A 25,622-nucleotide genomic window follows, 5' to 3' on the forward strand; every position below is an offset into this window, starting at 1 on the left:
GTAAAGTCAACTTAAAAAAGATAAGGATTCCAGTGAAAGGTTCGGACGCCGTCTAGCTTCTTGAGGGCAGGTTGAGGCGGTAGATGTTGGAAGCTGTTGTGGACGCTAGGTTTCATAGGTGTATTCGTCCATAGGCACAAAAAAATCCTGACTACCGGGATAGTCAGGATAAGAAGGAACTTTTCTATTTTTTAAGCTCCAAAAAAAGTCCGCCATCGGCGGCCCTGTGGAACTAGGGGGATGCCCACTAAAAGGAAAGTATATTAGCTTGTTGCAGTAGTTCTCTACCCGTTCTTTTTCAGATACTTACTGACCGCCTGTCGGGTAACCCCTATAAGCTGGGCTGCGGAAGACTGGTTGCCCTTGGTACGCCGCAGGGCTTCGTCGATAAGTCTCCCCCGTACTTCCTGCAGGGTAGGCAGCCGGGAACCGAAGGTTACGCTCTCTGATGAATCTGAGGGTGAAGTACCTGATTCAAGGGATTTACCGGGGACCACAAGCAGCTTCTTGAAATGGGTCGGCATGAGTTCCTTGTAACCGCAGATTCCTGAAGCATCATGCACCAGATGCTGAAGTTCACGCACGTTGCCAGGAAATGGGTAATTATCAAGAAAGGACGTTATGTCATGCACATTGGCGTCGATTTCACAGCCGGTTTCGGTTTGCACTTCCTCAAGAAAATGGGAAATAAGCAGAGGCAGGTCCTCTTTACGTTCCCTTAGCGGCGGGATGTTAAGCATATGCCCGCGAAGGCGGAAGAAGAGGTCCTTGCGGAACTTCCCGTTCTCCTGCATCCCGGCGATGGACTGATGGGTGGCCGTGATGATCCTTGCGCTGGAGCGCTTGGCCATGTCCGATCCCAGAGGCATGAATTCGTGTTCCTGAAGCAGCCGCAGAAGTTTGGTCTGGGAGGCTGGACTCAAATCTCCTATTTCATCGAGGAACAGGGTGCCGTTCTTGGCCTTTTCCACAAGGCCGATGCGTGCCTCCGTAGCCCCGGTAAACGCACCTTTCTTATGACCGAAAAGAGTATCGGAAATGATGTTGTCGTCAAGGCCGGCAATGTTCACGGCCACAAAGTTTCCTTTACGGCCGCTGGCCTTGTGCACAGCGCGGGCAATGAGTTCCTTGCCTACTCCCGACTCTCCGGTAATGAGTACCGGACGCGAAGTTTCGGCAATGGCCTCAATGTATTTGAAAATGGAAACCATGTCCTTGTGGGCGGTAACTATCTCCGCGAACAGTTCCGGACGATCGGGACCTTCCTTGAAAAAACGTTGCTGCAAGGAGGTGTTTTCCTGCCGCAGTTCAAAAATTTCAATGGCGTGACGTACCCCTGCGATAAGGGTGTTGCGGTCCTCGGTCTTGACGATGAAGTCGAAAGCTCCTTTGCGGATACAGTTGACCACGGCCTTGATCTCATTGATCCCTGAAATGACCAGTACAGGGAGCTCCGGATGCTCTTCGACTATCTTCGGGATGAGTTCCTCTCCGGAAATACCGGGCATCATCAGGTCAACTGCCACAGCGCAGAACTGCCTCTCCGACAGCGTATCCATGACCCGTGTCCCGTCATTGAGCAGGACAACATTATCAATACCCTGCGAACGGAGAGTGGCCCGGAAACTTTGCAGCCACGAATCCTCATCATCAACCAGAAGAAGAGGGTATCTTGGTGTAAGTCCTGTACTCTTAAGCATTTTTATCCTCACTTACAGCTATCGGAATGGAAAATCTGGCAATGGTCCCGCCTCCGGGATTGGCGGAAAAATCAAGCTCCCCGCCGTGTTCCTGCACAATGGTTGAAGACACTGACAATCCGAGTCCCGTGCCACCGCAGTTGCGTTTGGTGGTGAAAAACGGGTCGGTGATCTTGGTAAGGTGTTCCTCGGCAATGCCCACGCCCTCATCCCGGACAATAATATCCACTCTTCCTGTGGCGCTGTCGTATTTTGAAGACAGGTAGATTCCCTGACTCCGGTCGGTGAGGGCTTCGCAGGAATTCACCAGCAGGTTGATCAATACTTGCGAAAGACGCTGGGAGTTGCCGCGCACAGCAGGCAGCGCAGGAGCAAGATCCACCTCAAACTTTACCGTCTTGTGGCTGATGAGATTTTCCAGCAGCCGCAGGGAATTTTTGATGACGTCAGTGAGATCGACCTCCCACATGAGTTCTCCGGGCTGCAGCCGTGAGTAATCCTTGAGGCTGTTGACAATTCCGCTGATGCGGCTGGCCCCTTCCTGCATCCGGGCCAGCAGGTCAGGCATGAAACTGCGCAATTCGTTATATTCCAGTCCGCCGGCGAGAAAATCTCCGTTCTCAAGATAGTAGTCTTCCAGTATGGGCGTAATGTCACTCCATATTTCAGCCAGCAACGGCAGATTGAGAGTCATGAAGCTGTTGGGATTGTTGATTTCGTGGGCCATGCCGGAAACCAGCACACCCAGCGAGACCATCTTGTCGGCCTGAATGAGCTGCTGCTCCTTTTCCTTGGCCTTCCGTTCAGATTCAACTCTTTCCGTAATGTCACGCACGGCGCAAACGCCGACCTTTTCACCCTGGAAGATAATGTCCCGCTGTTGAATCTCGCAAATGATCATGCGTCCGTCACGGCAGCGAAAATTGGCATCGAAGCGGGATTTACGGTTTCGCGAAGTGTGGAAGCGTACAATGTCCCGACTGTCCGGATCTGCCAGATCATCAATATTGAGCCCTGCGAACTCCTCCTGCGAATATCCGAACAGACGCTGCCCGGCCCTGTTTGTGGTCAGGATTTCCCCTTCGTGATGAATGAAAATAGCCTCGAAAGTGGACTGTGAAAGCTGGCGGAAACGCTCTTCACTCTCACGCAGGGCAGCTTCAGCAACACGTCTGCGGGCAATGGCCTGCGCCTGCAGGAAGTTTTTGCGGGCCAGGATGGAAATCTGGTTGGCGATCAGGCACAGGGCGTTGCAGACGCTCAGGAACTGCTCGCGGGACATGACCGGAACTTCGGCCAGTGCCTCCATGAACGCATCCTCATCGGCTCCTATTTCGCGGGCATATCTCTTGATCTTTTCATCGTTTATCGGCGGGCAGCGCACCTGTCCTATGATCCAGTTGGCAATGTGTCGGTCGCCTACGTAAAAACTGGTTCCCCCGTCCCACAGCCCCCCGCTCAGGCAGGGGCGCATAATCGGTTCAAGCGGACTTTTGGTTCCGAAGGAAGCATCCGAACGCATACAGTTTTTCAGGCCTTTTTCTGTCTTGCGGATAACGTCATTGCAAAGACGGCAGAATCGGCTCGGGCGCGTGATGGGCCTGCCTTCAAGGTCGGTGATAATCGAGGCGACATTGGTGGCTTCGGAAAATGCATCCTGAATCCGTTGCAGGGCTTCCACGTCGAAGTAATCTTCAAACCTGTGCTCGGATACTGAACTGTCGAGTTCAATTGATGAAGTCATAGCGTTGCAGTCGCGCCCGAAGTTTCCGCACAAGGTACGGGTGGCCTCCAGCTCGGCAACCCTGCCGCGCAGGGTGTTCAGCTCTTCCATGAACGCATCCGGACAGACTCCGTTCAAGTCTTTATTTGTATTATTTGAATCCATTTCAAGCTTTAAATTCAGATTGTTCTCTCTGCAGATATAAAAAGTGCACCCCGTTTCAACAGCATATTCAATGCCATTACGATTCCACCTGTTTCCTACTAAGTAACCACAACCGGATGAACAGTGCAATGAATCAGTTCTTAGCTGTGAAAATACAGAGATGAGTTGCTATTTCAGTCTCTTACAATTCTGACCTGACAATTTTTCGGTCCTCGGAACTTGTTTTGAATCTTTTGCCGACATCAAGCAGTGAAACAGGCTGACAACTGCATAACCTGACCGTCAACCAAACAAACAATTCCAGTTCAACATACTGAAACTAAACACTTTTAGCATTGATGGGTCCTGCTGTGACCGTAATGAATGTCAACCTGAGCTGACACCTATGTTTTTTGCTAATTATGTCATCCCAGTCACCAAATGCAGCTAAGGCTCAGCAATTCAAGACTTAACAATTCGTGGCACGTTTTTCTCTTTAGGGGGCCCAAAGACGGCAACTGCTATGTGCACAAAATAGGGAAAAGCAGGGCCGCACGAACCAGCCGGAACCGGAACAAGTGAATCATCAGGGAGTACTAGCTCTATGGAACCTTTCAGCATTCAGACTTTGGTTATGTGTTTCGCAGGGGGGATTGTCGGCGGGGCACTTGGCGGACTTTTTTCATTCATCATCTGCGGCCTGCTTGTTCTGGCCGGATGCCTGGTCATAATGGCCAGCGGCTCTGACTTTATTCTTCTGCAGGTCGGACTGGGGCCCATATTCGGTCCCCATGTGGGCGGGTTCGCCTCCGGGGTGGCGGCATCCACCTACGCCGCAGCAGTGAAGTCCAACCACCCCGGAGGAGCGGCCAAGGATATTCTTTCCTCTCTCATGGGCACATCGTGGGATGTCCTGCTTGTCGGCGGATTGACTGCCATTGCCGGACACCTTCTGGTTCAGGTTTTTGCTCGTATTCCGGTCATCAACCAGACCGATATGATCGCCCTCAGTGTTGTTGCCACAGCACTGCTTGCCAGATTGGTGTTCCAGAAGGAGATGCCTTGGGGCAGCGCAAAATCCATCAGCGAAATCGGCTACCTGAAGACGGACAACCATAAAATTTCATGGGTGCCGTGGATGCTGCCCATCCCGAAAATGATCATCTACGGCTTCGGCGCCGGCGTCCTTTCTGCGGCAATGGCCGCTCAGGCCAAAGCGGTCATGGACCCTCTTGCCGCATCGGGAGCGATATCAGCGGCAGGTGCTTTTGTTGTGCCCCTGATTCTCGGGTGGGCAGCCGCGGCAATCAGCCTCATAGCCCTGCAACTGGGAACCGGGGCCATCCAGCAGGTACCTGTCTGGCACTGTCAGGCGATTCTCGCAGCCATGGCCTACCTTTACTTCGGAAACATCCTCATCGCCGGGCTGGTTGGAGTCTGTGCGGCCCTGCTGCAGGAGCTCATGGCCCGTATGTTCTGGAATCACGGAAGCAACCATGTTGACCCGCCCGCAGCTGCGATCGCTGTGGGAACCCTTATGCTCAACATCATCAAATAACACATTTTAAACAACGGAAGGAAGACATGTCGGTAACAGCTAAAAAAGCACTGCAGATGATTGCTGCGGCAGAAGCGAAAGCCGGAGAAATCGGAGTGCCCATGGTCATTGCCGTAGTTGATCAGGGAGGAAATCTGGTCGCTCAACTGCGGCAGGATGATGCCCTGCTGGTCAGCATAGATCTGGCCTGGAACAAGGCATACACCGCCGTGGCAGCTAAAATGACTACCGAGACTCTCGGTTCGGTCTCCCAGCCCGGAGGACCGCTCTACGGAATACACACTGCCGACAACAACCGGATAGTGATTTTCGGCGGCGGGCTTCCCATTGAAGAAGACGGCAAGATTATCGGAGGAATCGGTGTCAGTGGCGGAAGTGTGGAGCAGGACATCACCTGTGCGGAGGCAGGTCTTGCAGCTTACTGATGCCCCGGCAGCCTGAACCCTTCCTGTAAGCGGTTTAGGAGCCCCAAAACATTTAACAGGCTTCGCAGCCCATAATGCGGACCTCACGGTCTTCAGCCAGTTGGCTCAACGAAAGCAGAATCGGATTTACCAATACAAACTTTTAATGGAGGAATGGAACCATGACCAAGAACAAACCCGGCGTTGAAATACCCAAATCGGTAGGTGCTTCTCCCAGAGTTGAAAGAACCCTTGATCGTTTTCTAAACACCGCCCCGGCAGTCTGCGCCGAACGCGCTGTGCTCATCACCGAATCCTACAAGGAAACCGAGGGCCAGCCCATGCCCATCCGCCGTGCCAAGGCTCTGGAAAAGATCCTGTCCGGCATGTCCATTTTTATTCAGGATGACGAGCTGGTTGTCGGTAACCAGTGCTCCATGCCCCGTTCCGCCCCTATCTTCCCCGAATTTTCCTGCAAATGGGTTGAAGAAGAACTGGACCGTCTCGAAAAAAGAACTGCGGACGTCTTCCTTATTTCCGAAGATGTCAAAGCCAGACTGCGCGAAGCCTTCGCCTACTGGGACGGCAAGACTGTCAACGAAATAGCCTCACAGCTGATGCCTGCGGAATCTCTGGAAGCACACAATGAAGTTGTCTACACCGTGGGTAACTACTTCTACAACGGTGTCGGCCACATTTCCGCAAACTACGAGAAAGTTCTCAATGTTGGTCTCAACGCCGTCATCAAGCAGGCCGAAGACAAGCTTGCCGGGCTGGACTTTGCCGATGGAGAGCAGCTGAATCAGATGCACTTCCTCAATTCGGTTGTTATTGCCAACAAAGCGGTGATCGCTTTTGCTGAACGTTTTGCAGTGCTGGCTGAGAAGATGGCTTCCTGTTGCGACGACGCCCAGCGCAAGGCCGAACTTACCGAGATCGCCCGCATCTGCCGCAAGGTTCCCGCGCAGCCCGCAGAGACTTTCCAGGAAGCACTTCAGGCCTTCTGGTTCGTACATCTGGTGATCCAGATTGAATCCAACGGACACTCCATTTCGCCCATGCGCTTTGACCAGTACATGAATCCGTTCCTGAAAAACGACAACATCTCTGTTGAGCAGGCTCAGGAAATGCTGGATATGCTCTGGATCAAGTTTTCTGAACTCAACAAGGTCCGCGACGAAAACTCCACCATGGCTTTCGCCGGCTATCCCATGTTCATGAACCTGATTGTTGGCGGCCAGAAGCGTGACGGCTCTGATGCCACCAACACCATGTCCTACCTGATCCTGCAGGCCAGCGCCAATACCAAGCTCTACGCGCCATCACTGTCCATCCGTATCCATGAAGGTACTCCCGATCCGCTGTACAAGAAAGCCGCAGAACTCAGCCGCATGGGTATGGGTTACCCCGCATACTACAATGACCGCGTCATCGTTCCTGCTCTACTGGCCCGCGGCCTTGAGCGCGAAGATGCCCGCGATTACGGCATCATCGGCTGCGTAGAACCTCAAGTCGGCGGCAAGACCGAAGGATGGCACGATGCTGCTTTCTACAACATGGCCAAGATCATCGAACTGGCCCTCAACGATGGCGTTGATCAGCGCACCGGCAAACAGCTCGGACCCAAGACCGGCGATATGAAGGCCTTCAAGTCCTTTGAGGACGTCATAGAAGCCTACACCAAACAGACTTCCCATTTCGTACGGCTCATGGCCGCTGCCGATAACGCCGTGGACATGACCCACGGCAAGCATTGCCCGCTTCCGTTCCTGTCTTCCCTCGTCGATGACTGCATCGGCAAGGGGCAGTCCCTGCAGGAAGGCGGAGCCCACTACAACTTCACCGGTCCTCAGGGTGTTGGTGTTGCAAACGCCGGAGACTCCCTGACCGCCATCAAGAAGCTGGTGTTCGACGATAAGGCCATCACCCTTGAACAGCTCAGCGATGCCCTTGCCAATGACTTCGAAGGACAGGAAGACCTGCGTATGATGCTGGTCAACCGTGCTCCCAAATACGGCAATGACGATGATTACGCCGATGAAATCGCCAAGGAAGCCGCACTCATCTACTGCGAGGAAGTAAACAAGTACACCAACCCCCGCGGCGGTAAATTCCAGCCCGGCCTGTATCCTGCTTCCGCCAACGTGCCCCTTGGTTCCGTGGTCATGGCAACTCCTGATGGACGCAAGGCATGGTCTCCGCTTGCTGACGGTGTATCTCCCATCTCCGGGTACGACTCCTGCGGTCCTACCGCTTCCGTACTCTCCGTTGCCAAGCTGGACCACGAAATAGCTTCCAACGGAACCCTGCTGAACCAGAAATTCCACCCCTCCGCCATTGAAGGCGAAAAGGGACTTGAAAACCTCAAGGCCGTAACCGAAGCGTACTTTCAGAACGGCGGTTTCCACGTTCAGTACAACGTAATCAGCCGTGAGACCCTGCTTGAAGCACAGGCCAATCCTGAGAAGCACAAAGGACTTGTTGTCCGTGTAGCGGGCTACAGCGCTTTCTTTACTGCGCTGGATAAATCGCTGCAGGACGACATCCTCGCCAGAACTGAACAGAACTTCTAATCAGATGCCCCGGGACCGGGGGAAGACAGTATCCCCCGGTCCCGTTCTTTCAGAACCTTTAAGTCGGCTTCGCCGCTTTTGGCGGGAAAGTGAGTTTAATAATGAGATGGAAAGAGCGGCAGCACAAATTCAGTCTAGAGGATAAAAACAAGGCCCCGCTTACGGGGTTGGTCTTTGATATACAGCGTTTTGCTGTCCATGACGGCGGCGGCATCCGCACGATGGTGTTTTTGAAAGGCTGCCCGCTGAGTTGCAAGTGGTGCCAGAATCCGGAATCAATGAGTAGCAGGCCTGAGATAATGCGCATCCCTCATCACTGCATCGGCTGTGTGAAGTGTGCAACCCTGTGCCCGGAACAGGCCATCAACATAGGTGAAAATTTCAAGGTTTCAATTGATCGCGACAGCTGCAACTACTGCGGCGAGTGCGTGGAAAAATGTTACGCAGGTTCCATGACAATCGTCGGCCGTTATCTGAGCGTAGATGAAGTCATGGAAGAAGTGGAGCGGGATCGTCCATTTTATATAACCTCCCGCGGTGGGGTTACTTTCTCCGGCGGGGAACCGACTCTGCAGTCGGCATTCCTGATCAGCGCCCTGCAGGAAGCCAAAAAACGGGGCCTGCATACGGCCATTGAATCCTGCTGCCTATGCACGAAGGACACTTTTGCTGAGGTTCTGAAACATACCGACCTCGTCCTTACCGACATAAAGCATATGAATTCTTCACGGCACGAGGAATTAACCGGTGCCCCGAATGAACAGATACTGAATAATATAAAAATGGCGGCAGAAATGGGCAAAACTCTGCGCATCAGAATTCCGCTGGTCCCAGGCTGTAATGATTCGGAAGAGAATATTGAAGCAACGGCAAAATTTGTGGAATCCCTCGGAAGCAGTGTCGAAGGTCTGGATATACTCCCTTATCACAGGCTTGGGGAGCCGAAATGGGAGCAGCTTGACCGGAAATATACTTTGAGCGGAGTCACCCCCCCTACACGTGAACATGTTTTGTCACTGAAAGATCTGGTCATACCTCACTGTCCGAATGTTTCAGTGGGAGGTTAAGGGAAAACGGAAGAGTGGCTTCCATCGAATAAAGCAACCCCTGATCTCCTCAACAAGAAAACAGCCTCCATGGATACCCGTGGAGGCTGTTTCCTGTTGAGGCAGGCGACCCCAACGCGCTCCTTCGTTACTGGCGGGGTTTTCATACATGAAAACGGTGCGGATTTGTATGCCCGTTCTAGTTGCCCGAGGAATTTCCCGAGTCAGCGCCATCCATAAGATGAATATTACCGGGGTGAATCTGTCCGGACCGAGACATAAGAAAATCCGGTACAGCATACTGGAGGGTGCTGCACCGGACTTTTTGAAACTGGAACCCAGAAATATCCTGATTCAAAGGGGGCGGTTTTTAACCTTATAAGGAAGGAAGGTTTAACCGGGCTTTAATCTTACTTTTTATCTCAGGATAAGTATGGAAGACAACGTTTTATTGACCAGGGTTGCTACTTTGTCTCTGCTGAAGAGACGCTGCAGGGTCGATTTGGGGCTGAGCCATACAGCCATCAGGTCTTTCTGGGTTCCAGAAGATATGAAAGACTCAAGGGAGTCCTCTTCAACAACTTTTACGAGGGCCTGGATATTGCGTTCAAGGTAGTAATCCAGGACCTCACTCATCTGCTGCTCAACTTCATCCTTGAGCTGGGTATGTTTGAGTATTCCGACAATTTCAAGTTCGGCATTATGAAAGGTGACCAACTGGTTGATCATTTCAAGAGATTCCTGTGTGACGTGACCGTGGTCCAGGCAACAGACAACCTTTGAAATTGAATGCTCATCTTTGATGACCAGTACAGGGCAGTCTGCGCGATCCGCGACTTTACCCGGCGCGTGGGCATCGGTCTCCCATGCTGATCCGCTGCGGCTGCAGCCGATGATAATAAGGTCGCAGCCATCCTCTTTGGCCTCTTCAAGTATGGCCTTTACAGGGGAGGCGTTGCGCAGGTGCAGCTGCAGCTTCTTGCGGCCGGAATGTGCTTCTCCTGCCAGCCTGCTGCCTTGCTTCCGCATCTGGAATTGCTCATTTTCACTGACATACAATTCGGAACTGGAGCCGAGAAAACCCAGCAGGTCTTTGCAGTAGTTATGCAGCATGCGCACTTTGGGATTTGAATCGGAAAAATCCGACTCCTTTCCCGGGAGCAGGCCTTTGTTGTCAATTGCCAGCAGTGCAAGATCAGGCCATGTGTTTTTGGCCAGTCTGGCCGCATGGCGGATGGCGTACATACTGTAAGTGTTCTCATCTACAGGGATAAGTATTCTCATTTCGACCTCCCGGAAGTATAGGTCCAGCACAAAAGCAGGGGACAGGAAACACGGGCCAGCACCTCAACAAGAGGTGATTTACGGGTGGAATTTCGATCCACAGCTGAAACAATCATTCCGTATTCGTGGAATTCAAGAGCCGCTTTTTCCGGTGCGGTCAGCAGGGTGAATGCCCTTTTGGGAACCTGCCCACGCTTTGCCAAGAGCGCCTTGGCTTTTCCTATAATATCTTCCGGCTGAAGCTCATGGCTGAAGTCGTCCAGGCTGTACACACAGAGATCGAAATCAATTTTTCTCTGCTGCAGTACCCCGCAAAGCTGGTCGACAACGGATTCCAGATCTGTTCTGGAATCAACGACGATTGCCATCCTGTTTGATTTGATGATGTTTTTTACAACAAGAGCCGGGCAGGGCATCTTCCGGTAAAGTTTTGAGCGCAGCTTTTTGCGGAATTCACCGGTATTGAAATTTGAAATTTCACCTTCAACGAACAGGTCATAGTCGCCCAGCCGCAGTTCCTGCAGAAGTATGTCTTCCCTGTCTCCAACCTCAACAATGGGGTTGGGCATGATAAAGCAGTCCAGATCTTCATTCAGGAGTATCTGACGGACCTGATCCATACCGGCCTGCTTGAGCCCGGATTCCCACGATTTGCGAATCCAGCCGGTTTCAGACGAGTGCGCTTTATGATCCGGCTCCTCAATGTGTATGGGTTGAAGACCAATCCCGAGAATCTCCGATTTTTGGCAGGCGTATCGAAGAGCTATATTGGATGCCAGAGTCATCTCCACCGGAATCAACGCTTTATTCATAAACATACCTCACATACATGGCTGAATTCAATTAAGCCTGTTTCAACAGTTTAGCTTTTTTAATCTTTTCGTCAGCCTGGCTGATCACTTCCTGAATTTCTCCCAGCTTGAAGGGTTTGGCGAGAAAGTCGAATATCCCTTTACGGATGGACTCCTTGGCAGTTTCCATGGTCGCGAATCCGGTAATGATGATTACCTCGGTCTCCGGGGAAAGCTTTTTCACCTCGGTCATGAACTGCATCCCGTCCACTCCGTCCATCTTCAGGTCGGTGACTACAATATCAAAATTACGTTCGTGGATTCTTTCCAGAGCCTTGCTGCTGTCCACAAAGCTTTCTACTTCGTAGCCCTTTTTCTCCAGAGCAGGATGGAGCCTTTTGCTGACTATAGGCTCATCATCAAGAATTAAAATGCTGGTTGGTTTTGAGGTGTTCATTCAGTCACCCTCCGATTGTTGTTTGAATACGGCTTGTTATTAATTTGTTAAAATTATTTGCATATTTTTCGATCTGATAGTCATCGACCATGGAGACATCCAGTTGTCTGCTGTAGGCGACCAGAACTCCTATGACCATCATGCGGTAGAGAATGTCATCTGCGCTGATTTTTTTTGCCCGTGCTATGACCAGGTCGTCTCTGACTGTGATCGAGAAATCCAGTCTGGCCAGGACCGCGCTCAGGAATCTCGCCCTCCGCGAGCGTCTTTCCGCATCGGTTACGCCCCCGGCAAATCGGAAATACACGTAGTTGTCTGCCGGATTATCGCTTACATAACAGTTGATTATGGTGAAGTGATAACCGAGGTGCAGGCTTATGTGAGAATAATTGTCAGAGATGACCGCAAGGTTTCGTCCGATACTTGCCGATGCGGCAAGTTGCGGTGCAGTCGTTCTGGTCATGCTGGACATGAAGCTGGAAAAATCAACTGGAACCGGGGAAGATTGCCATACCCCGGCCATGGAAACCCCCTCGATAAAAGCTGTCATGGGGGCAGAAGCGACTTGTTCCTTCTCAATCCTCTTTTTGCTCAACCGTCCGGACTCTGCCTCCAGGTCAATATTTTGCAGGCCCCCTCCTATGTCTATAATCGTCAGATCAAGCGGGACAGGAAGTTTCAGCCTTCCATTAGGCGAAGAGGAATCGAGCGAAGTGCCGATGTTGACTTCAACCAGCTCCTCGGCTGCTTTTTCATGAACGAAACGGGTTATGTCATGAAATGTTTCGCAGCCTACGGGAGTAAAGTTGCTGTCTGAAGGATCGAACAGATTGAGCGGTTCCACCTGTCTGAGTATTCTTCTGAGTAGGCGGTACTCATATGTTTCATCCAGACTTTCCCGTTTGGCCTGATAAAGATGCAGTTCCCGGATGATGCCGGAATAAATGGTCTTCTGCTCGGCATCCAGGGTGATGATCTGACCGTCAGTAAGAATTTCCGTAGCATTTTCCGTGTTGAGAAGTGCCGGAACACGGTATTCACGGGCTATGGTGGCAAGGTGCCCAAGTGCGGAGCCTACATCCGCAATCAGCCCTGCTGCACGGGGAAGAACGGCAGCAAAAGAAGGGGATGAATGACGTACCACCAGAATCGCCCCGTTCGGGAAATTCCTTAAGGATGAATCCTTGCGGGCAATGAAAACCTCTCCTGAAGCGATACCATGCTGTGCCACATCGCCTTTTCCGGAAAATATTTTTTCTCTCGTGTTCAGTTCGGTCAGCAACGATGCCGGGGGCTCGTCCATCTGGGTCTGAATCAGCAGCGGACGGCTCTGCAGAATGACGAGTTCTCCGTTCTGGTCGAAAGCAAACTCGATGTCCTGCGGTTTCTTGAAATACTGCTCAATGTTCAGAGCGGTCTCAACCAGCCTGGCTATTTCATCTGAACTGAGGCTGGACTGGGTCTGCTGGTGCTGGGGAACAGTCTCCTCCACCGTGCCAGCCCCTGCTCGATTTATCCGCAGTGCCTTTTCCTTGCGCTGTATTGAAATGGACAGCTGCGTGTAGGGCTTTTCCCGGGAGACGGTAAACTGGTCCGCTGCCGATTCTCCTGCAACAACAGAAGAGCCCAGCCCCCATGCGGAACTGATTATGACAGTGTTCTCCCGTGGAGCGGTCGGCGAAAGAGTGTAGAGAACTCCGCTGCATTTCGCGTCAATCATTGTCTGAAAAGACACTGCCATCAGAGTTTCATTAGTCTTGTAATTAAGCCTGCGGCGGTATCTTATGGCTGAGGGCGAATAAATTCCCGCCAGCACGGTCAGGTAGGCTTCATGCAATTTATCGGGCGGAATATTGATCAGACTTTCGTAAATCCCAGCAAAGGAATTGGTCCCGTCTTCACCCCACGCACTGCTGCGCACAGCCAGACCGAGTCCTTTATTGGATTTGCCTGAGAGCTGGTCTCTTACCGCATTCAGAGTCTTACGCACATCTGGCGGAATGGTCCCGGAAAGGATCATCTCGGTTATTTCCGCCGAGGCCTGTTCCAGCGATTTCTGACCATTCATGCTTTCGCGCTTGATGGCGGAAATGATGCTGTTAAAGCCGTTTGACTCCATAAAATCTTTACAGGCCCGTGTGGTGACGGAAATCCCTTCCGGGGTCTTGATGCCCAGTATATTGGCTGTCCGGGCCAGATTGTAGCTTTTAGCTCCGACCAGATCATACTCTTTGGGAGTTGTTTCGCTGAAAGAAACCATCAGCCTGTCAGGGAGGACCGGCTGTCCGGAGAGCTCTTTCTGGATGTTGCCGGAAATCCTTCTGAGGGAATTGTACAGTTCGATATAGGTCCCGGGGCTCATGGAATCGAGGGCTCCGATGAGTTTGCGGACCTGATCTTCCATATCCTGGGTCGCCATGCGCAGATACTGGATGTCAAAGATGTAATCTCCACCGAGTTTGCTGTGCATGGATGCTATTCCGGTCAGAATACGGTTGTTTAATTCCAGTACGGAATTAAAGCTGCTGAACAGGTCTGCAAAAGAGCGAGGCCTTCTCTTGTGCCTTCCTTTCAGAAGTTTCTGTATGAAATTAAACAACCGATTCATATAAATAGCCTTGGGTTCTAGTGAACGCCGCCTTTTTCCTGGAAAATCAGGGTCATTAACAGACCTGCCAGAATTGCGATGATAACAGCGGAGACCCCGTAAGCAATCTCGTGCCCGAAGGCGATTGAAGAGAGGAGTGCGGGGAACCCTTCCAGTGTAGCATCGATTGTGCCCGATGTCCTGCCAAGAACCTTGCCTGCCCTGACGGCAGCAACTTCAACAGTGTAAGATCCCTTCTTCAGAGAGGAGGGGAGCTGCATCACTGCAGTATAGTTCTGCAGGCCGTTGCCGGCAGCGCTGTAGTTCACAACTCCTTCCTGCACTTCGTATAAACCTTCGCGACTGACGAGCTTGATGAATTCATCAAAGATGAGCTGGTCGGTTTCGCCTTTGACCGAATCAAAACCAAGGTCCAGCTGTTTCCATTCCGGTCCGCCTGATGCGTAGGTTTTGGAATCGGTTCCGATCAGGAACAGGCCGGGGACATCATGCAGTTCAACGGAGCCGAGGTTCATCCACAACAGGCCGAGGGCTTTCCCTTTTTTCTTGAAATGGGTGTCTTTGCGCTCACCTGTGATTCTGATTACCGCTTCACAGCCTTCAGGCACAGTCCCGCTAAGAGAGAGGGAGGTTCCATCGTAAGTTGTGCCGATGGTAAGGAGGTTGGGGCTGGTCTGCAGTGTTACCGGCGCGGAAGCGAATGCGGCCCCGCACGAAAGCAGCAGTGAAGCCAGTGCCACGATAAGAGTTGTTATTTTTTTCATTGTATTAATGTCCTCCGGTGTAAGCCAGCAGCACATCAGGGGTGAGCAGCAGGTTAAGAAGCATTTTGACCATGACAGCGAGTACGAGGCTTGCCAGCAGGATTTTCAGCTGTTCACCTTTCAGTTTTCTGCTGATTCTGGTTCCGAACTGGGCTCCGATGGTTGAACCGACCAGAAGCAGCAGGGCCAGTACGAAGTCTACAGTATGGTTGGTGTAAGACTGCAGAATGGTGACGTTGATACAGGTGAATAGGATCTGGAAGAGGCTGGTGCCGACAACAACGTGCATAGGCATCCGCAGGAGATAAACCATGATGGGAACCATGATGAATCCGCCGCCGACTCCCATGATTGCAGCCAGAACGCCTACGAGGGCGCCGAGGACCAGCGGCATGAGCAGGGAAAGACGGACCCCGGATTTTTCGAAATTGGTCTGAAAGGGAAGACTTTCGAGCATTTTGGCGTAGCGTGATTTCTTTTTGGGAGCTTCCTGGCTGACTGCAGTGTCCTTTTTGCGCATGCTCTGGAGACTTTCGATGAACATGTAGGAACCTACTCCGCCCAGCATGAGGACGTAGGTTACATTGATCAGAAAGTCCGCGTTACCCATGGCGCGCAGGACCTTGATGGCCTGAACTCCCATGAATCCGCCGAGAACACCACCGATAAGGAGCAGGAAACCCATCTTGAAATCGACGTTTCCAAGGCGGTAGTGGGCCAGACAGCCGGAAGTTGAAGCTCCGACAATCTGGTTGGAATCAGACGCGGCCGCAACCGTCGGCGGAATACCGAACATGATCAGCAGAGGAGTCATCAGAAATCCTCCGCCAACACCGAAGATCCCCGAAAGCAGGCCAACAAGTCCGCCCAACATAAAGATGACGACTACGTTAACGCTGTTTCCGGCAATGGGTAAATACATATGCCACATTAAAAGAACTCCTTGTTTTTTAGTTGCATTTGACTCGTAAATCCCGAGTTGTCGATTCAACCGGACCTTTGAGTCTTCTCTCTCATTATTTTTCCGCAACCCTCGCCTGAAGGCTGCGGCTAAATCTCAACGCTGGACGTAAGCCGAAACCTTCTGGACCACTTCGATGTGGCAGTCTGTCTTGCTGCCTATTCTTTCCAGTAACTCGATAAATTTTGTTTCCTGTCCTACCCCGCGGGTTTCCGGCTGACCGATGAAGAGGGTTGTGATCTTGTTCTCAATAATGAACTGCACAACCTCATCTTCGAAGTTTCCCTTGGCGGAGTAGAAATTGATATGCGACCTCTCCGAGTGATCCTCGGCAAGAAGGGCTTCCAGCGTCTTGTCCGGCAGGCCTATCCATTCCTCATTGCTGTTTGACCGTTTTTTAAGCTCCTCATCTTCAACCATGAGAATGGAAACGTTCATGTATATTCTTTTGCTCAAGCCAATGGCGTAATAGGCAAGCCAGAAGTTGGATTCGGATGTGTCTACAGCGATAAGTACGTTATTCATGTTTTTACCTTGCCACCGGCAAAGCAAGGCCAGTGCCAAGATGATGTGGTGTCTGCTGCGTGCTAAATCTTATTATTTTAGTATATTGCGATGTTGATTGTAGAGAGCTGTGCTGAAAAATGCTCTAACAACGTTTCAATTTGAAATGATATCTATCTTGAGGTTGCGGTAGATTCATTAAGTGGTTTGAAATTGGGATGATGGCTCGGAGCCGGTAATTGCAGTTGTTTTCGTGGGGATGCAGACCTGAGTGGCTGCGTAAAATGCCGGTCAGTGTTTCAAAATGGAACCGGACCTTTTTGGTTATACACTGACTACAAGGTGTTTTGGGCTAATTTTGTTTCAAATTGGAACGCAAACTAAAAAGGCACATCCCTGACGATTGCAGGGATGTGCCTAAAATCTGTTTTTTTACTGATTTACATGTGTTCTGAACAGTCCTGTTACAGACAGAAACGCAGGTCAGGAGAGGGATTCGTCCTCTTCCAGGTCTTCAAGGTTGTATTTTTTCATGCGTCTCCAGAGAGTTGTCCGCGGAAGTCCCAGAATATGGCTGCTTAGGTGTTTGTTGTATCCAGTGGCCTCAAGTACATGCTTGATGTGCCTGCGTTCAACCTCTTCGAGGGAAAGGAGACCGGTTGCGCCGAACGCGCTGAAGGCCAGGTTGATGAGGTCCGGGGGAAGTTCCCTTATGCCGATTGTATCTTCTTCGGCGAGTGCCACAGCCCTTTGGATGATATTCTCGAGTTCACGGACGTTGCCCGGATAGTTGTAGTGAGTGAGAACCTCCATGGCCTGCGGTGATATCCGGCGAACCGATTTTCCGAATCTGGCATTGAAGGTTTCGAGAAAGTAGTTGGAAAGCAGGGGAATATCGTCTCTTCGCTCTGTCAGGGGAGGAAGGTAGATCATCACTACGTTCAGGCGATAAAAGAGGTCTTCGCGGAATTCTCCCGTATCCATCGCCTTGTGCAGGTCCCTGTTGGTGGCTGCGATAATGCGGATGTCCAGAGAAATAGGCTTGGTTCCGCCTACGCGCATGATGTGCCGTTCCTGAATTACGCGAAGCAGTTTGACCTGCATATTTATGGGCATCTCACCGATTTCATCAAGAAAGACGGTTCCCCCGTCCGCGGATTCAAGGAGGCCTATTTTGGTTGCTGTAGCCCCGGTGAATGCCCCCTTCTCATGGCCGAAGAGTTCGCTCGAAATCAGTTCTTCAGTAAATCCGCCGCAGTTAAATGAGACAAACGTCTTGTTGCGTCTGGGGCTAAGGTCGTGGATGGCTCGTGCAGCCCGCTCCTTGCCTGTTCCGGTATCGGCCTGCAGAAGCACGTTGCAATTGACCTTCGCCACCTTGCGGATCATTGCGAACAGCTCCTGCATGGCTTTGCTGTTGCCGATGAAATTGTTGAACGGAGCCAGCACATTGATGCTTTCTTTCAGGCGGCGGTTTTCATCCTTGAGACGCAGTTTTTCCAGCGCTTGCTGGGCGATTGCCTTAACTTCTTGTATGCGGAAGGGTTTGACTATGTAATTTACAGCTCCCTTGCCGGTGGCCTCTACTGCAGACTGAATTGAACCGTGCCCGGTGATTATGACCGCCTCAACATCTTCAAACCCCTTTTTCACGAAGTTGAGAATGGTCATTCCGTCCATGTCCGGCAGTTTGAGGTCTATGAATGCCAGTTGGAACGGTTTCTCCGTCATGCGGTTCAGAAAAGGATGTCCGAGCTCAAATGTTTCGGTTTCAAATCCCAGTTTATTCAGAGCCCTGGCTACCAGTTTGGAGGTATGGGCTTCATCATCAATCACTGCCGCCCGGAATTTGCTCATTTATACGTTCCTCTTCCTTGTGTTCAGGCAGGTAAATGGAAAAAGTCGTCCCTTGCCCGAGTTCGCTCTGTACTTCTATATATCCCTCGTGCTTCTTAATAATACCGTAAATGATTGACAAGCCCAGACCGGTTCCCTTTCCCACAGGCTTGGTGGTGAAGAAGGGGTCAAATATACGTTCGATGGTTTCCGCGGTCATTCCGCAGCCCTTGTCGGCCACATCAATGCGTACAAAGCCATTATTGGTGTTCTGGGCGGAAATGGTCAGGATGCCTCCCTCCGACATAGCATGGTCAGCGTTGATGATCAGGTTGATGAACACCTGCTGCAGTGAGTTCAAGTCACCTCTTATTTCGCGAAGATCTTCCGGCAGATCGGTCAGCAGGGATATTTTATCAAGCTTCAGCTGGTTGGCAACCAGCTTGCTGGTCTCCCTGACCAGCCTCTCCACGCTCAGCTTGACCATCAGGTGTTCACCTTCCCGTGAAAAATCGAGCAGGCTCTTTACCACGAGGCTTGCCCGCCCGATTTCATTGATGATATCGTTAAGCATTTCCCTGGCTTCGTCCTGGTCAAGCTCTTCGAATTCCTCCAGCATGGTATCCGCCGTCAAGGACACGTTGTTCAGGGGGTTGTTCAGCTCGTGGGCGATCCCGGAAGCAAGGGTCCCGATGGAAATAAGTTTTCTGGATTCAATCAACTGGTTCTGGCGGGATTCAATTTCGGCGGCCATGTTGCTGAACGCCGAACGCATGAGCAGTGAAATCTCGTCGTCGCTGCGTATTTTGTTGATAGTATCGTAATCCCCTCTGGCAACCCCTTCGGCTGCCTGCTGGACATACGCAAGCCGGCTGAGTACTTTTTTGGCCTGCCAGTAGAAGAGCAGCGTAATGAGCACCGCCAGCGAGATCATTACAGCAATGGGGATATACTGAATACGGATCAAGGCATCATGGATACGTTTCTTTTTCATGGTCAGAATATCCTGGGCTTTCTTGACCATGCTGTTTCCAAGGTTTCTGGTCTTGGCCAGATCACCGGGCGAACCGTTGGCAAGCTGGCTCAACTGCTTCTGGTAGCTGTTCATGTTGTCCATAAAGCTGTCATAAACATCCTGTCCGGCCACTTCGATAATGTTGCTTTTCAGCTCTGCGGCGTCAGCTTCAGCCTTATCAAGGTAGATAACAACTTCCTTGAGGCTCTCCGGCTCAGGGTAGAAGATGAAGTTCTTTTCATAGCGCCGAATTTCAAGAATATCCGAAAGCAGTTCGTGGAAATTATCCATAACAATCAGCCTGTCCCGGAAAGTGACAACGTTCCACCAGAACATTCCCGTGTTCAGAGTCATGAAGCTGATATAGGCTATAAAAAAGCATATTATTTTAATGCGAATTCCTTTCATTGTACTACCCTGTGAACCTTAACTTGGTGTGTTTTTAGTCAGCTATAGATAAGCAATATGTATGCCGTAAAAAGCAGGTTTATTGTTTCAAGGCAGACGGTTGGCAGAGGAGCATATCATTATCAGGCAAGAATGGATTTGCCTGCAAAATGGACAGCCGGGAACTCCGCAGTACGATCTCGAGCATGAAGCAGAGAGGATTGCGACTCTTTATGTCCATGTTTCTGCTGCTTAGAGCTTCAACTGATTCCGCCTTTGCTCATACTACACCCTCAGCGGTCCAAGTCCACCTGAGCTTGTACTTGCTCCGGGCAGGGGAAATGTCCGGTATACGGTCCCGGGGATCACTTGCAAAAGTGATGGTATAGATTTTCAGAAGGTAATCATCGAAATGAATTGGATTAATGTTTATCGGTTTTGCAGGTATGCGCGGGGTTGCAGCGTGTCCGGAGTTGACGGGCAGCGGAAGCGGATAGCAGAATCAGCATGGCTGCCTGAATGCGGTTCGGCTTACCGTGTACAGAGATGAAACAACCAAAATAATGGAGAAAATTATGGATATTAATACACATGAAAGCATTGATAGTTCCCTGATGGGCGAGCCTGTAGCTGTGGCTGAGGGGAGTAGTGAGGTTCGTCTTGCATGCACCCCGAATATGGCTGCCGATGCCAGCGGGCTGGTTCATGGCGGTTTTATTTTCGGTATGGCCGACTATGCGGCAATGCTGGCTGTAAATCATCCGAATGTAGTGCTGGCCGGTGCGGAAAGCCGTTTTCTGAAGCCGTCTAGAGTTGGTGACATACTGATCGCCAAAGCCGATGAACAGGAACGGGAAGGACGCAAACATATCGTACAGGTGGATGTCTCCTGCAATGGAGAGGTTGTTTTCAAGGGAACATTTACCTGCTTTGTCACCAAAGAGCATGTTCTTGCGGGGGCATAATTGCTATTTTAGGACGCAGAACGTAGGATAACAGGATAATTTCATGGGTTATTCAGATTCGCAGTTTTGCCCGCTTCAAGAGAGGTCCTCGGTGCTCAAGCTTAATATCCGTCAGAAAATAATAATCGGAATTGTCATTTTCTCAATCTGTTTCGGTTGCTTAGGTCTCCTGTCGTACAGGAACACACTGCAACTGGAAAAGGAAGTCGAGCTGATTGAACGCAGTGACGACTTGAGCAACCTGATCCTTGAAGTCCGCCGTACAGAGAAAAACTACCTGCTGTACCGGGACCGTGCCCTGTTTACCACTGGGCGTGAATACCTGACCGGGGCCGAAAATATGCTGCAGGAGCTCATGAAGGAATTCTCCAAGCCTGAAATATTGCGGAGTGGAGAAGAATTGCGAGTCAATCTGGCCCGCTACCGGGAATTGCTGCAGCAGCTTGATGCCCAGGAATCCAAGAAGATAAACGCTGGCAGCACCCAGAACGGCAGCCTTCGTGAAATCGGGCAGGCCATGGTCGAACTGTCCAAGGCCATATCCAATTTTGAACGGAACAACATCCTGAGCATCAACCATACCCTGCGGTCCAACCTTGCCCTGTCCATGATAGGAATTGCGGCGGTCATCACAGCTCTTGTGGCTTTCTTCTCTTACAACATCCTCAAACCGCTGACTCAGGTGCAGGAAGCCACACGCAAGATTTCGCAGGGGACATTCACTGCCCTGCCCATTAAAAATTCCCACGACGAAATACAGCAGGTCTTCGCCGCTCTCAATTCCATGGTTGAACAACTTCTCAATCGCCGTCGGCAGTTGGTGCAGGCCCAGAAGCTTTCGTCCATCGGTACGCTTTCTTCCGGAATTGCGCACCAGCTCAACAACCCCCTGAACAACATTTCCACCTCGTGCCAGATTCTTGAGGAACGCACCAAAGGCGCAGATTCCCTTGCAGACCGGATGATGAACAACATTATGCAGGAAACCCTGCGGGCAAGGGATATCGTGAAAGGGCTGCTTGAGTTTTCAAGGGAAAGTGAATATTCGCCGGGACCGATCAAAATCAAATCGATTATGGAATCTTCCATGAATCTGGTTTCCAGTCAGGTCCCGTCCAACATAAGCCTTTCAATGGATATTCCGGCAGAGATCATGGTCAACGCGGATCGGAGAAAAATGCAGGAGGCCTTTATCAACCTGCTCATCAACTCGATTCAGGCCATTGATGATCGCCCCGGATCCATAACTATAAGCGCCACTGCCGATGAAAAACAGACCGAGATTGCTATCAGCGATACCGGACCGGGGATACCGCCGGATATTCTTGAACGGATTTTTGATCCCTTTTTTTCCACCAAGGAGGTAGGACAGGGTACCGGTCTTGGATTGTACATAGTATACGGAATAGTTGAAAAACATCAGGGAACAATCCGCGCTGAAAGCAAGCAGGGTAAGGGAACAACTTTCGTGATCACTCTCCCGCTGTATCTGGAGCACAAGGCATGATCAGTCACGCCAACATATTGATAGTAGACGACGAAGCCATTGCGCGGGAAAACCTCACCCACGTCCTGACCGAGGAAGGGCATACCACCACAGCGGTAGGCTCCGGTACAGAGGCCCTGCAGAAAATAGGAAAGCAGGATTTTGAACTGGTCCTGACCGACCTTATGCTGCCGGGCATGAACGGCATAGAACTGCTGGAACACATCAAGGAAATTCAGCCGTCAACACAGGTGATCGTAATAACCGGTCACGCGACAGTTGATACGGCGGTTGTGGCCATGCAGAAGGGCGCGCATTCGTACATCGCCAAACCGCTCAATTTCGGGGAACTTAAGGCTCAGGTTTTCAACGCCCTGGAACGGCACGCGCTTTCCGTTGAGGTTCTGCGTCTTAGACAGATTCTGCAGGCCGGTAAGCAGGATTTCCCGCTGGTCGGCCAGAGTGACAAGATCACTGAGCTTAAGAAAACCATTGAGCAGTTGGCTCATATGGACTGCAACGTCCTGATTCAGGGGGAAACCGGAACGGGGAAGGAACTCATCGCCCGAGGAATCCATATGTTGAGCCCGCGCTCACAGGAACGGTTCATGGCCATCAACTGCGGCACGTTCACTGCAGAACTGATGGACAAGGAACTGTTCGGGCACGAAAAGGAAGCGTTCACCGGCGCTCAGCGCGGGCAGAAGGGGATTCTGGAGGTTGCCAACGGCGGTACGGTCTTTTTCGATGAGATGAGTGAACTGCCCCTGAATATGCAGGTAAAGCTCCTGCGGGTACTGCAGGAAAGAAACTTCCTGCGTGTCGGCGGCACTCAGGAAATCCCGGTGGATATCCGTGTCGTGGCTGCAACCAACTGTGACCTGAAGGAAAATGTGGAAAAGGGGACTTTTCGACAGGACCTGTTTTACCGTTTGAATGTTGTCACTCTTACTGCCCCGCCGCTTCGAGAACACCGCGAGGATATCCCCGTTCTGATCGGTCACTTTCTTGAAAAGCACCGTACCGAAATCCAGTCCATCGATACAATTTCTCAGGAGACACTTGATATTCTGATGAACTATTCCTTTCCCGGAAACGTCCGCGAACTGGAAAATATCTCGCAGCGGGCACTGGCGCTTGCACGCGGAACCGTATTTACCCCGGACCTGCTGCCCGGCGAAATCCGTAACATTGTGCGCGGAAAACCGCTTCTCACTCTTGAAGAGGTAGAACGTAACCACATTGAAAAGGTAATGCTGGCCACCAACAACAACAAAACTCAGGCGGCCAAGATTCTTGGCATTGACCGGGTTTCGCTCTGGCGCAAAATGAAGCGGTTGGGGCTGGAAAAAGACGGCTAGGGATGTGCCGGATTCAGCAGCAGGACTAGTGGGAAAGATAAGGGTTAAAACTACATCTGTTTATATCTGCTCAGAATCGCGTCGTAAGTCCCGTCTTCATGAATTTCACGAATCACGTTGTTTATTTCGGCTATTCTGGACATCCATTTGGACCGTCGGCTTATTCCTAGACGAAATTTCATTACTGGGTAAGCGGCAAAGGGAGCTCCGACAATATCATTTTCCACCCCGGCAATTCTGGAATAATATTTTACGTGCAGACCAAGATCAAAAAAAACATCGTAACGGTTGATCGCGACCAACTGCAGGGCCTTTATGGAATTTTCCACCTGAGTGATGCTGCCCCCTTTATAGGTGGAAGCAAATCCATTGCCGCGGTAGGTGATAACGCGATAGCCTTTGAGATCGTCCAGACTTTTGAGTCCTAAAATCCTGCTCTTTCCGGGGTTGTCTTTCCATGTGACAATCAATACTTCCGACGACAGAATCGGTGTGGGACAAAAGTCCGCGTACTTTTCTCGAATTGGTGTGGCTATTGTGCAAAATGCATCCATTTCACCCTTTTCGACCATTCGCTGAGCCCTGCTCCAAGGATATCCTTTATGCACTGTCCGGATACCCATCCGTTTTTCAAAAACTTCATTTAACAGGTCAATGAAGACACCCTGCATTCTTCCAGAGTTGTCCTCCCAGCAGTATGGTGCTCCAGCAGAGGTGTAGGCAAACCGTATTTCACTTGTTGCTTCAGCAAAAACGAAGTTGGCGTGAAATACTATTATTGCCATACATAGCATTATGTGCATATGCCATCTTAGATGTGCCATATTAATTCACAGATTCTCCACAGCATAAAAGCACTGGGTTGTCGACTTATTGAAACGCAGCCAAAGTAGCGTAAACACGCGTGTAAAACAACTGAATATGAAATTAAATATATCAACCGCTCAGAATTTGTCTGGAATTTTTATGAATCAAAAGGTCGAACTTTGCGGCCCGGCTTGACCTGTTTGTCCTGACCTGAAAATGACCTTTAAATCTCATCTCGCAGCCTCAGATTTTAGCAGCCCGGGCAATCCATGAGAGAATGAATTGTATGCTCCTGTCCCCAGTCAGGCTCAGGAAGCCCGCTACGATGGATCAGAACAGAAATGAGTCCGGCATTGTTTGCTGCCTGCACATCCTTGCGTTCATTCCCGACATAAATTGCCGATTCAGGCCTGCAGCCGGATAGAGCACAAAGATGCGCTAGTCCTTTGGGGCTCGGCTTGCGGAAACCGATGTCCACCGAAGTTTTCCACACATCAATCAAATGTAGAATTCCAACCTGTTTCAGATCGTCGGCAATAAATGCTCTGGGCATGCCATACGCAACATCCGTGAGCGCACCTACCTTGATATTGCGTGTCCTTAGCATCTCCAGTGCCGCCGCCGTTTCGGGATAGGGGCTCAGGCTGTTTCTGAAGTAATTGAAGAAATTACTGGTAACGCCGGAGAGCGGAACTGAATCACATCCTATGGATTCCAAAGCCCCTCCGAGAATGTGGTTGGAATCATATTCAACTTCGCGGGCAACTTCCCGGGTGTTGAATCTTCCCATGTAGCCGCTCAGGGTCGACAACTCCAATTCATCGGGGAAATAGCCGCACGCGGTCAATGCTTCCTGCCATGCTGCCTGAAAATGGTCTTTCCAGCTCAGCGGAAGATCTTTGTAGGTATACAGGGTTTCTCCCATGTCAAAAAAAACGGCCTGAATTTCTGGAGTCACGGCAGGCACCTTTATCCTTATATTGTTAACACGGTTTGACTGCTGTTTGACGGAAGACTCAGACACATTGTGTTCCTCCTTTTTGCCGGAACAAATAGGCGGCATATTCTGTTCAGAAAGTAGCGAGTCCGTATCAAGAACGGAGCAGGAGACTGGACAGGGAATATACCTGTGTAATGAGGCTGGCGGCCAAGCCCAAGCATTTGAGGAAAATCAGAGGGAAAAGGTAAGCAGAGAGACCGCTTCGCGGGCAGGGGGAAGATGTCTCTCATAAATGTTGCGGATGCAGG

20 protein-coding genes are annotated in these 25,622 nt (G+C 50.9%); 7 read left to right on the forward strand and 13 right to left on the reverse strand.

Annotated elements, in window-relative coordinates; all coding sequences use genetic code 11:
• Positions 1-284: 284 nt before the first annotated feature.
• Both N7E73_RS11335 and N7E73_RS11340 read right to left on the reverse strand, forming a co-directional pair.
• The gene (locus tag N7E73_RS11335) at positions 285-1,700 is read right to left on the reverse strand and encodes a sigma-54-dependent transcriptional regulator (protein ID WP_432734856.1); all 1,416 of its coding nucleotides are present in this window, start codon (positions 1,698-1,700) and stop codon (positions 285-287) included.
• Positions 1,693-3,534: a PocR ligand-binding domain-containing protein gene (locus N7E73_RS11340; RefSeq protein ID WP_432734857.1), complete on the reverse strand. Its 1,842-nt coding sequence runs from the start codon at positions 3,532-3,534 to the stop codon at positions 1,693-1,695. Before N7E73_RS11340 ends, N7E73_RS11335 begins: the two co-directional genes overlap by 8 nt.
• Before the next feature lie 637 nt (positions 3,535-4,171).
• Here N7E73_RS11340 and N7E73_RS11345 point away from each other — a divergent pair.
• The 4 genes from N7E73_RS11345 to N7E73_RS11360 all read left to right on the forward strand — a co-directional run bounded on the left by N7E73_RS11345 (position 4,172) and on the right by N7E73_RS11360 (position 9,169).
• Positions 4,172-5,125 (forward strand): hypothetical protein, encoded by a 954-nt coding sequence (locus N7E73_RS11345; protein WP_432734858.1) that lies wholly within the window; start codon positions 4,172-4,174, stop codon positions 5,123-5,125.
• A gap of 26 nt (positions 5,126-5,151) precedes the next feature.
• The gene (locus N7E73_RS11350; RefSeq protein WP_432734859.1) at positions 5,152-5,550 is read left to right on the forward strand and encodes a GlcG/HbpS family heme-binding protein; all 399 of its coding nucleotides are present in this window, start codon (positions 5,152-5,154) and stop codon (positions 5,548-5,550) included.
• A 161-nt stretch (positions 5,551-5,711) separates the two neighbouring features.
• Positions 5,712-8,102, forward strand: coding sequence for a glycyl radical protein (locus N7E73_RS11355; RefSeq protein ID WP_432734860.1), 2,391 nt, complete (start codon positions 5,712-5,714; stop codon positions 8,100-8,102).
• A gap of 101 nt (positions 8,103-8,203) precedes the next feature.
• Positions 8,204-9,169 carry a glycyl-radical enzyme activating protein gene (locus N7E73_RS11360; RefSeq protein WP_432734861.1) on the forward strand — a complete coding sequence of 322 codons (966 nt, stop codon included), beginning with the start codon at positions 8,204-8,206 and terminating at the stop codon, positions 9,167-9,169.
• Positions 9,170-9,565: 396 nt separating this feature from the next.
• Here N7E73_RS11360 and N7E73_RS11365 read toward each other — a convergent pair whose 3' ends face one another.
• The 9 genes from N7E73_RS11365 to N7E73_RS11405 all read right to left on the reverse strand — a co-directional run bounded on the left by N7E73_RS11365 (position 9,566) and on the right by N7E73_RS11405 (position 19,776).
• Entirely contained in the window at positions 9,566-10,432 is an 867-nt protein-coding gene (locus N7E73_RS11365) for a universal stress protein (protein WP_432734862.1), read from the reverse strand.
• Positions 10,429-11,244 (reverse strand): universal stress protein, encoded by an 816-nt coding sequence (locus N7E73_RS11370; RefSeq protein WP_432734863.1) that lies wholly within the window; start codon positions 11,242-11,244, stop codon positions 10,429-10,431. The genes N7E73_RS11365 and N7E73_RS11370 overlap by 4 nt, the downstream gene beginning before the upstream one ends.
• 31 nt (positions 11,245-11,275) lie before the next feature.
• Entirely contained in the window at positions 11,276-11,680 is a 405-nt protein-coding gene (locus tag N7E73_RS11375) for a response regulator (protein ID WP_432734864.1), read from the reverse strand.
• Between the two features lie 4 nt (positions 11,681-11,684).
• Entirely contained in the window at positions 11,685-14,150 is a 2,466-nt protein-coding gene (locus N7E73_RS11380) for a PEP/pyruvate-binding domain-containing protein (protein WP_432734865.1), read from the reverse strand.
• A 155-nt stretch (positions 14,151-14,305) separates the two neighbouring features.
• Positions 14,306-15,052: a TIGR02186 family protein gene (locus N7E73_RS11385; RefSeq protein ID WP_432734866.1), complete on the reverse strand. Its 747-nt coding sequence runs from the start codon at positions 15,050-15,052 to the stop codon at positions 14,306-14,308.
• Positions 15,053-15,056: 4 nt separating this feature from the next.
• Positions 15,057-15,983, reverse strand: a complete 927-nt coding sequence (locus tag N7E73_RS11390) for a sulfite exporter TauE/SafE family protein (protein WP_432734867.1) — start codon at positions 15,981-15,983, stop codon at positions 15,057-15,059.
• A gap of 126 nt (positions 15,984-16,109) precedes the next feature.
• Complete coding sequence (locus tag N7E73_RS11395) at positions 16,110-16,538, reverse strand: universal stress protein (protein ID WP_432734868.1); 429 nt, start codon at positions 16,536-16,538, stop codon at positions 16,110-16,112.
• A 462-nt stretch (positions 16,539-17,000) separates the two neighbouring features.
• Positions 17,001-18,374, reverse strand: a complete 1,374-nt coding sequence (locus N7E73_RS11400) for a sigma-54-dependent transcriptional regulator (RefSeq protein WP_432734869.1) — start codon at positions 18,372-18,374, stop codon at positions 17,001-17,003.
• Positions 18,346-19,776 (reverse strand): sensor histidine kinase, encoded by a 1,431-nt coding sequence (locus tag N7E73_RS11405; protein ID WP_432734870.1) that lies wholly within the window; start codon positions 19,774-19,776, stop codon positions 18,346-18,348. Before N7E73_RS11405 ends, N7E73_RS11400 begins: the two co-directional genes overlap by 29 nt.
• A 554-nt stretch (positions 19,777-20,330) precedes the next feature.
• On the opposite strand from N7E73_RS11405, the gene N7E73_RS11410 reads away from it, so the two are divergent.
• Genes N7E73_RS11410 through N7E73_RS11420 form a run of 3 tightly spaced genes read left to right on the forward strand, consistent with a single transcriptional unit; the run spans position 20,331 to position 23,567 of the window.
• Positions 20,331-20,720 (forward strand): PaaI family thioesterase, encoded by a 390-nt coding sequence (locus N7E73_RS11410; RefSeq protein WP_432734871.1) that lies wholly within the window; start codon positions 20,331-20,333, stop codon positions 20,718-20,720.
• Positions 20,721-20,763: 43 nt separating this feature from the next.
• Positions 20,764-22,227: an ATP-binding protein gene (locus tag N7E73_RS11415; RefSeq protein ID WP_432734872.1), complete on the forward strand. Its 1,464-nt coding sequence runs from the start codon at positions 20,764-20,766 to the stop codon at positions 22,225-22,227.
• Complete coding sequence (locus N7E73_RS11420; protein WP_432734873.1) at positions 22,224-23,567, forward strand: sigma-54-dependent transcriptional regulator; 1,344 nt, start codon at positions 22,224-22,226, stop codon at positions 23,565-23,567. Before N7E73_RS11415 ends, N7E73_RS11420 begins: the two co-directional genes overlap by 4 nt.
• A 50-nt stretch (positions 23,568-23,617) precedes the next feature.
• Here the strand turns inward: N7E73_RS11420 and N7E73_RS11425 are convergent, their stop codons facing one another.
• Positions 23,618-24,352, reverse strand: a complete 735-nt coding sequence (locus tag N7E73_RS11425) for a substrate-binding periplasmic protein (RefSeq protein ID WP_432734874.1) — start codon at positions 24,350-24,352, stop codon at positions 23,618-23,620.
• A 272-nt stretch (positions 24,353-24,624) separates the two neighbouring features.
• Complete coding sequence (locus tag N7E73_RS11430; RefSeq protein ID WP_432734875.1) at positions 24,625-25,332, reverse strand: HAD family hydrolase; 708 nt, start codon at positions 25,330-25,332, stop codon at positions 24,625-24,627.
• Positions 25,333-25,622: the final 290 nt, after the last annotated feature.

It is taken from the genome of Maridesulfovibrio sp. FT414 (genome assembly GCF_050916235.1).
Classification (GTDB): domain Bacteria; phylum Desulfobacterota; class Desulfovibrionia; order Desulfovibrionales; family Desulfovibrionaceae; genus Maridesulfovibrio.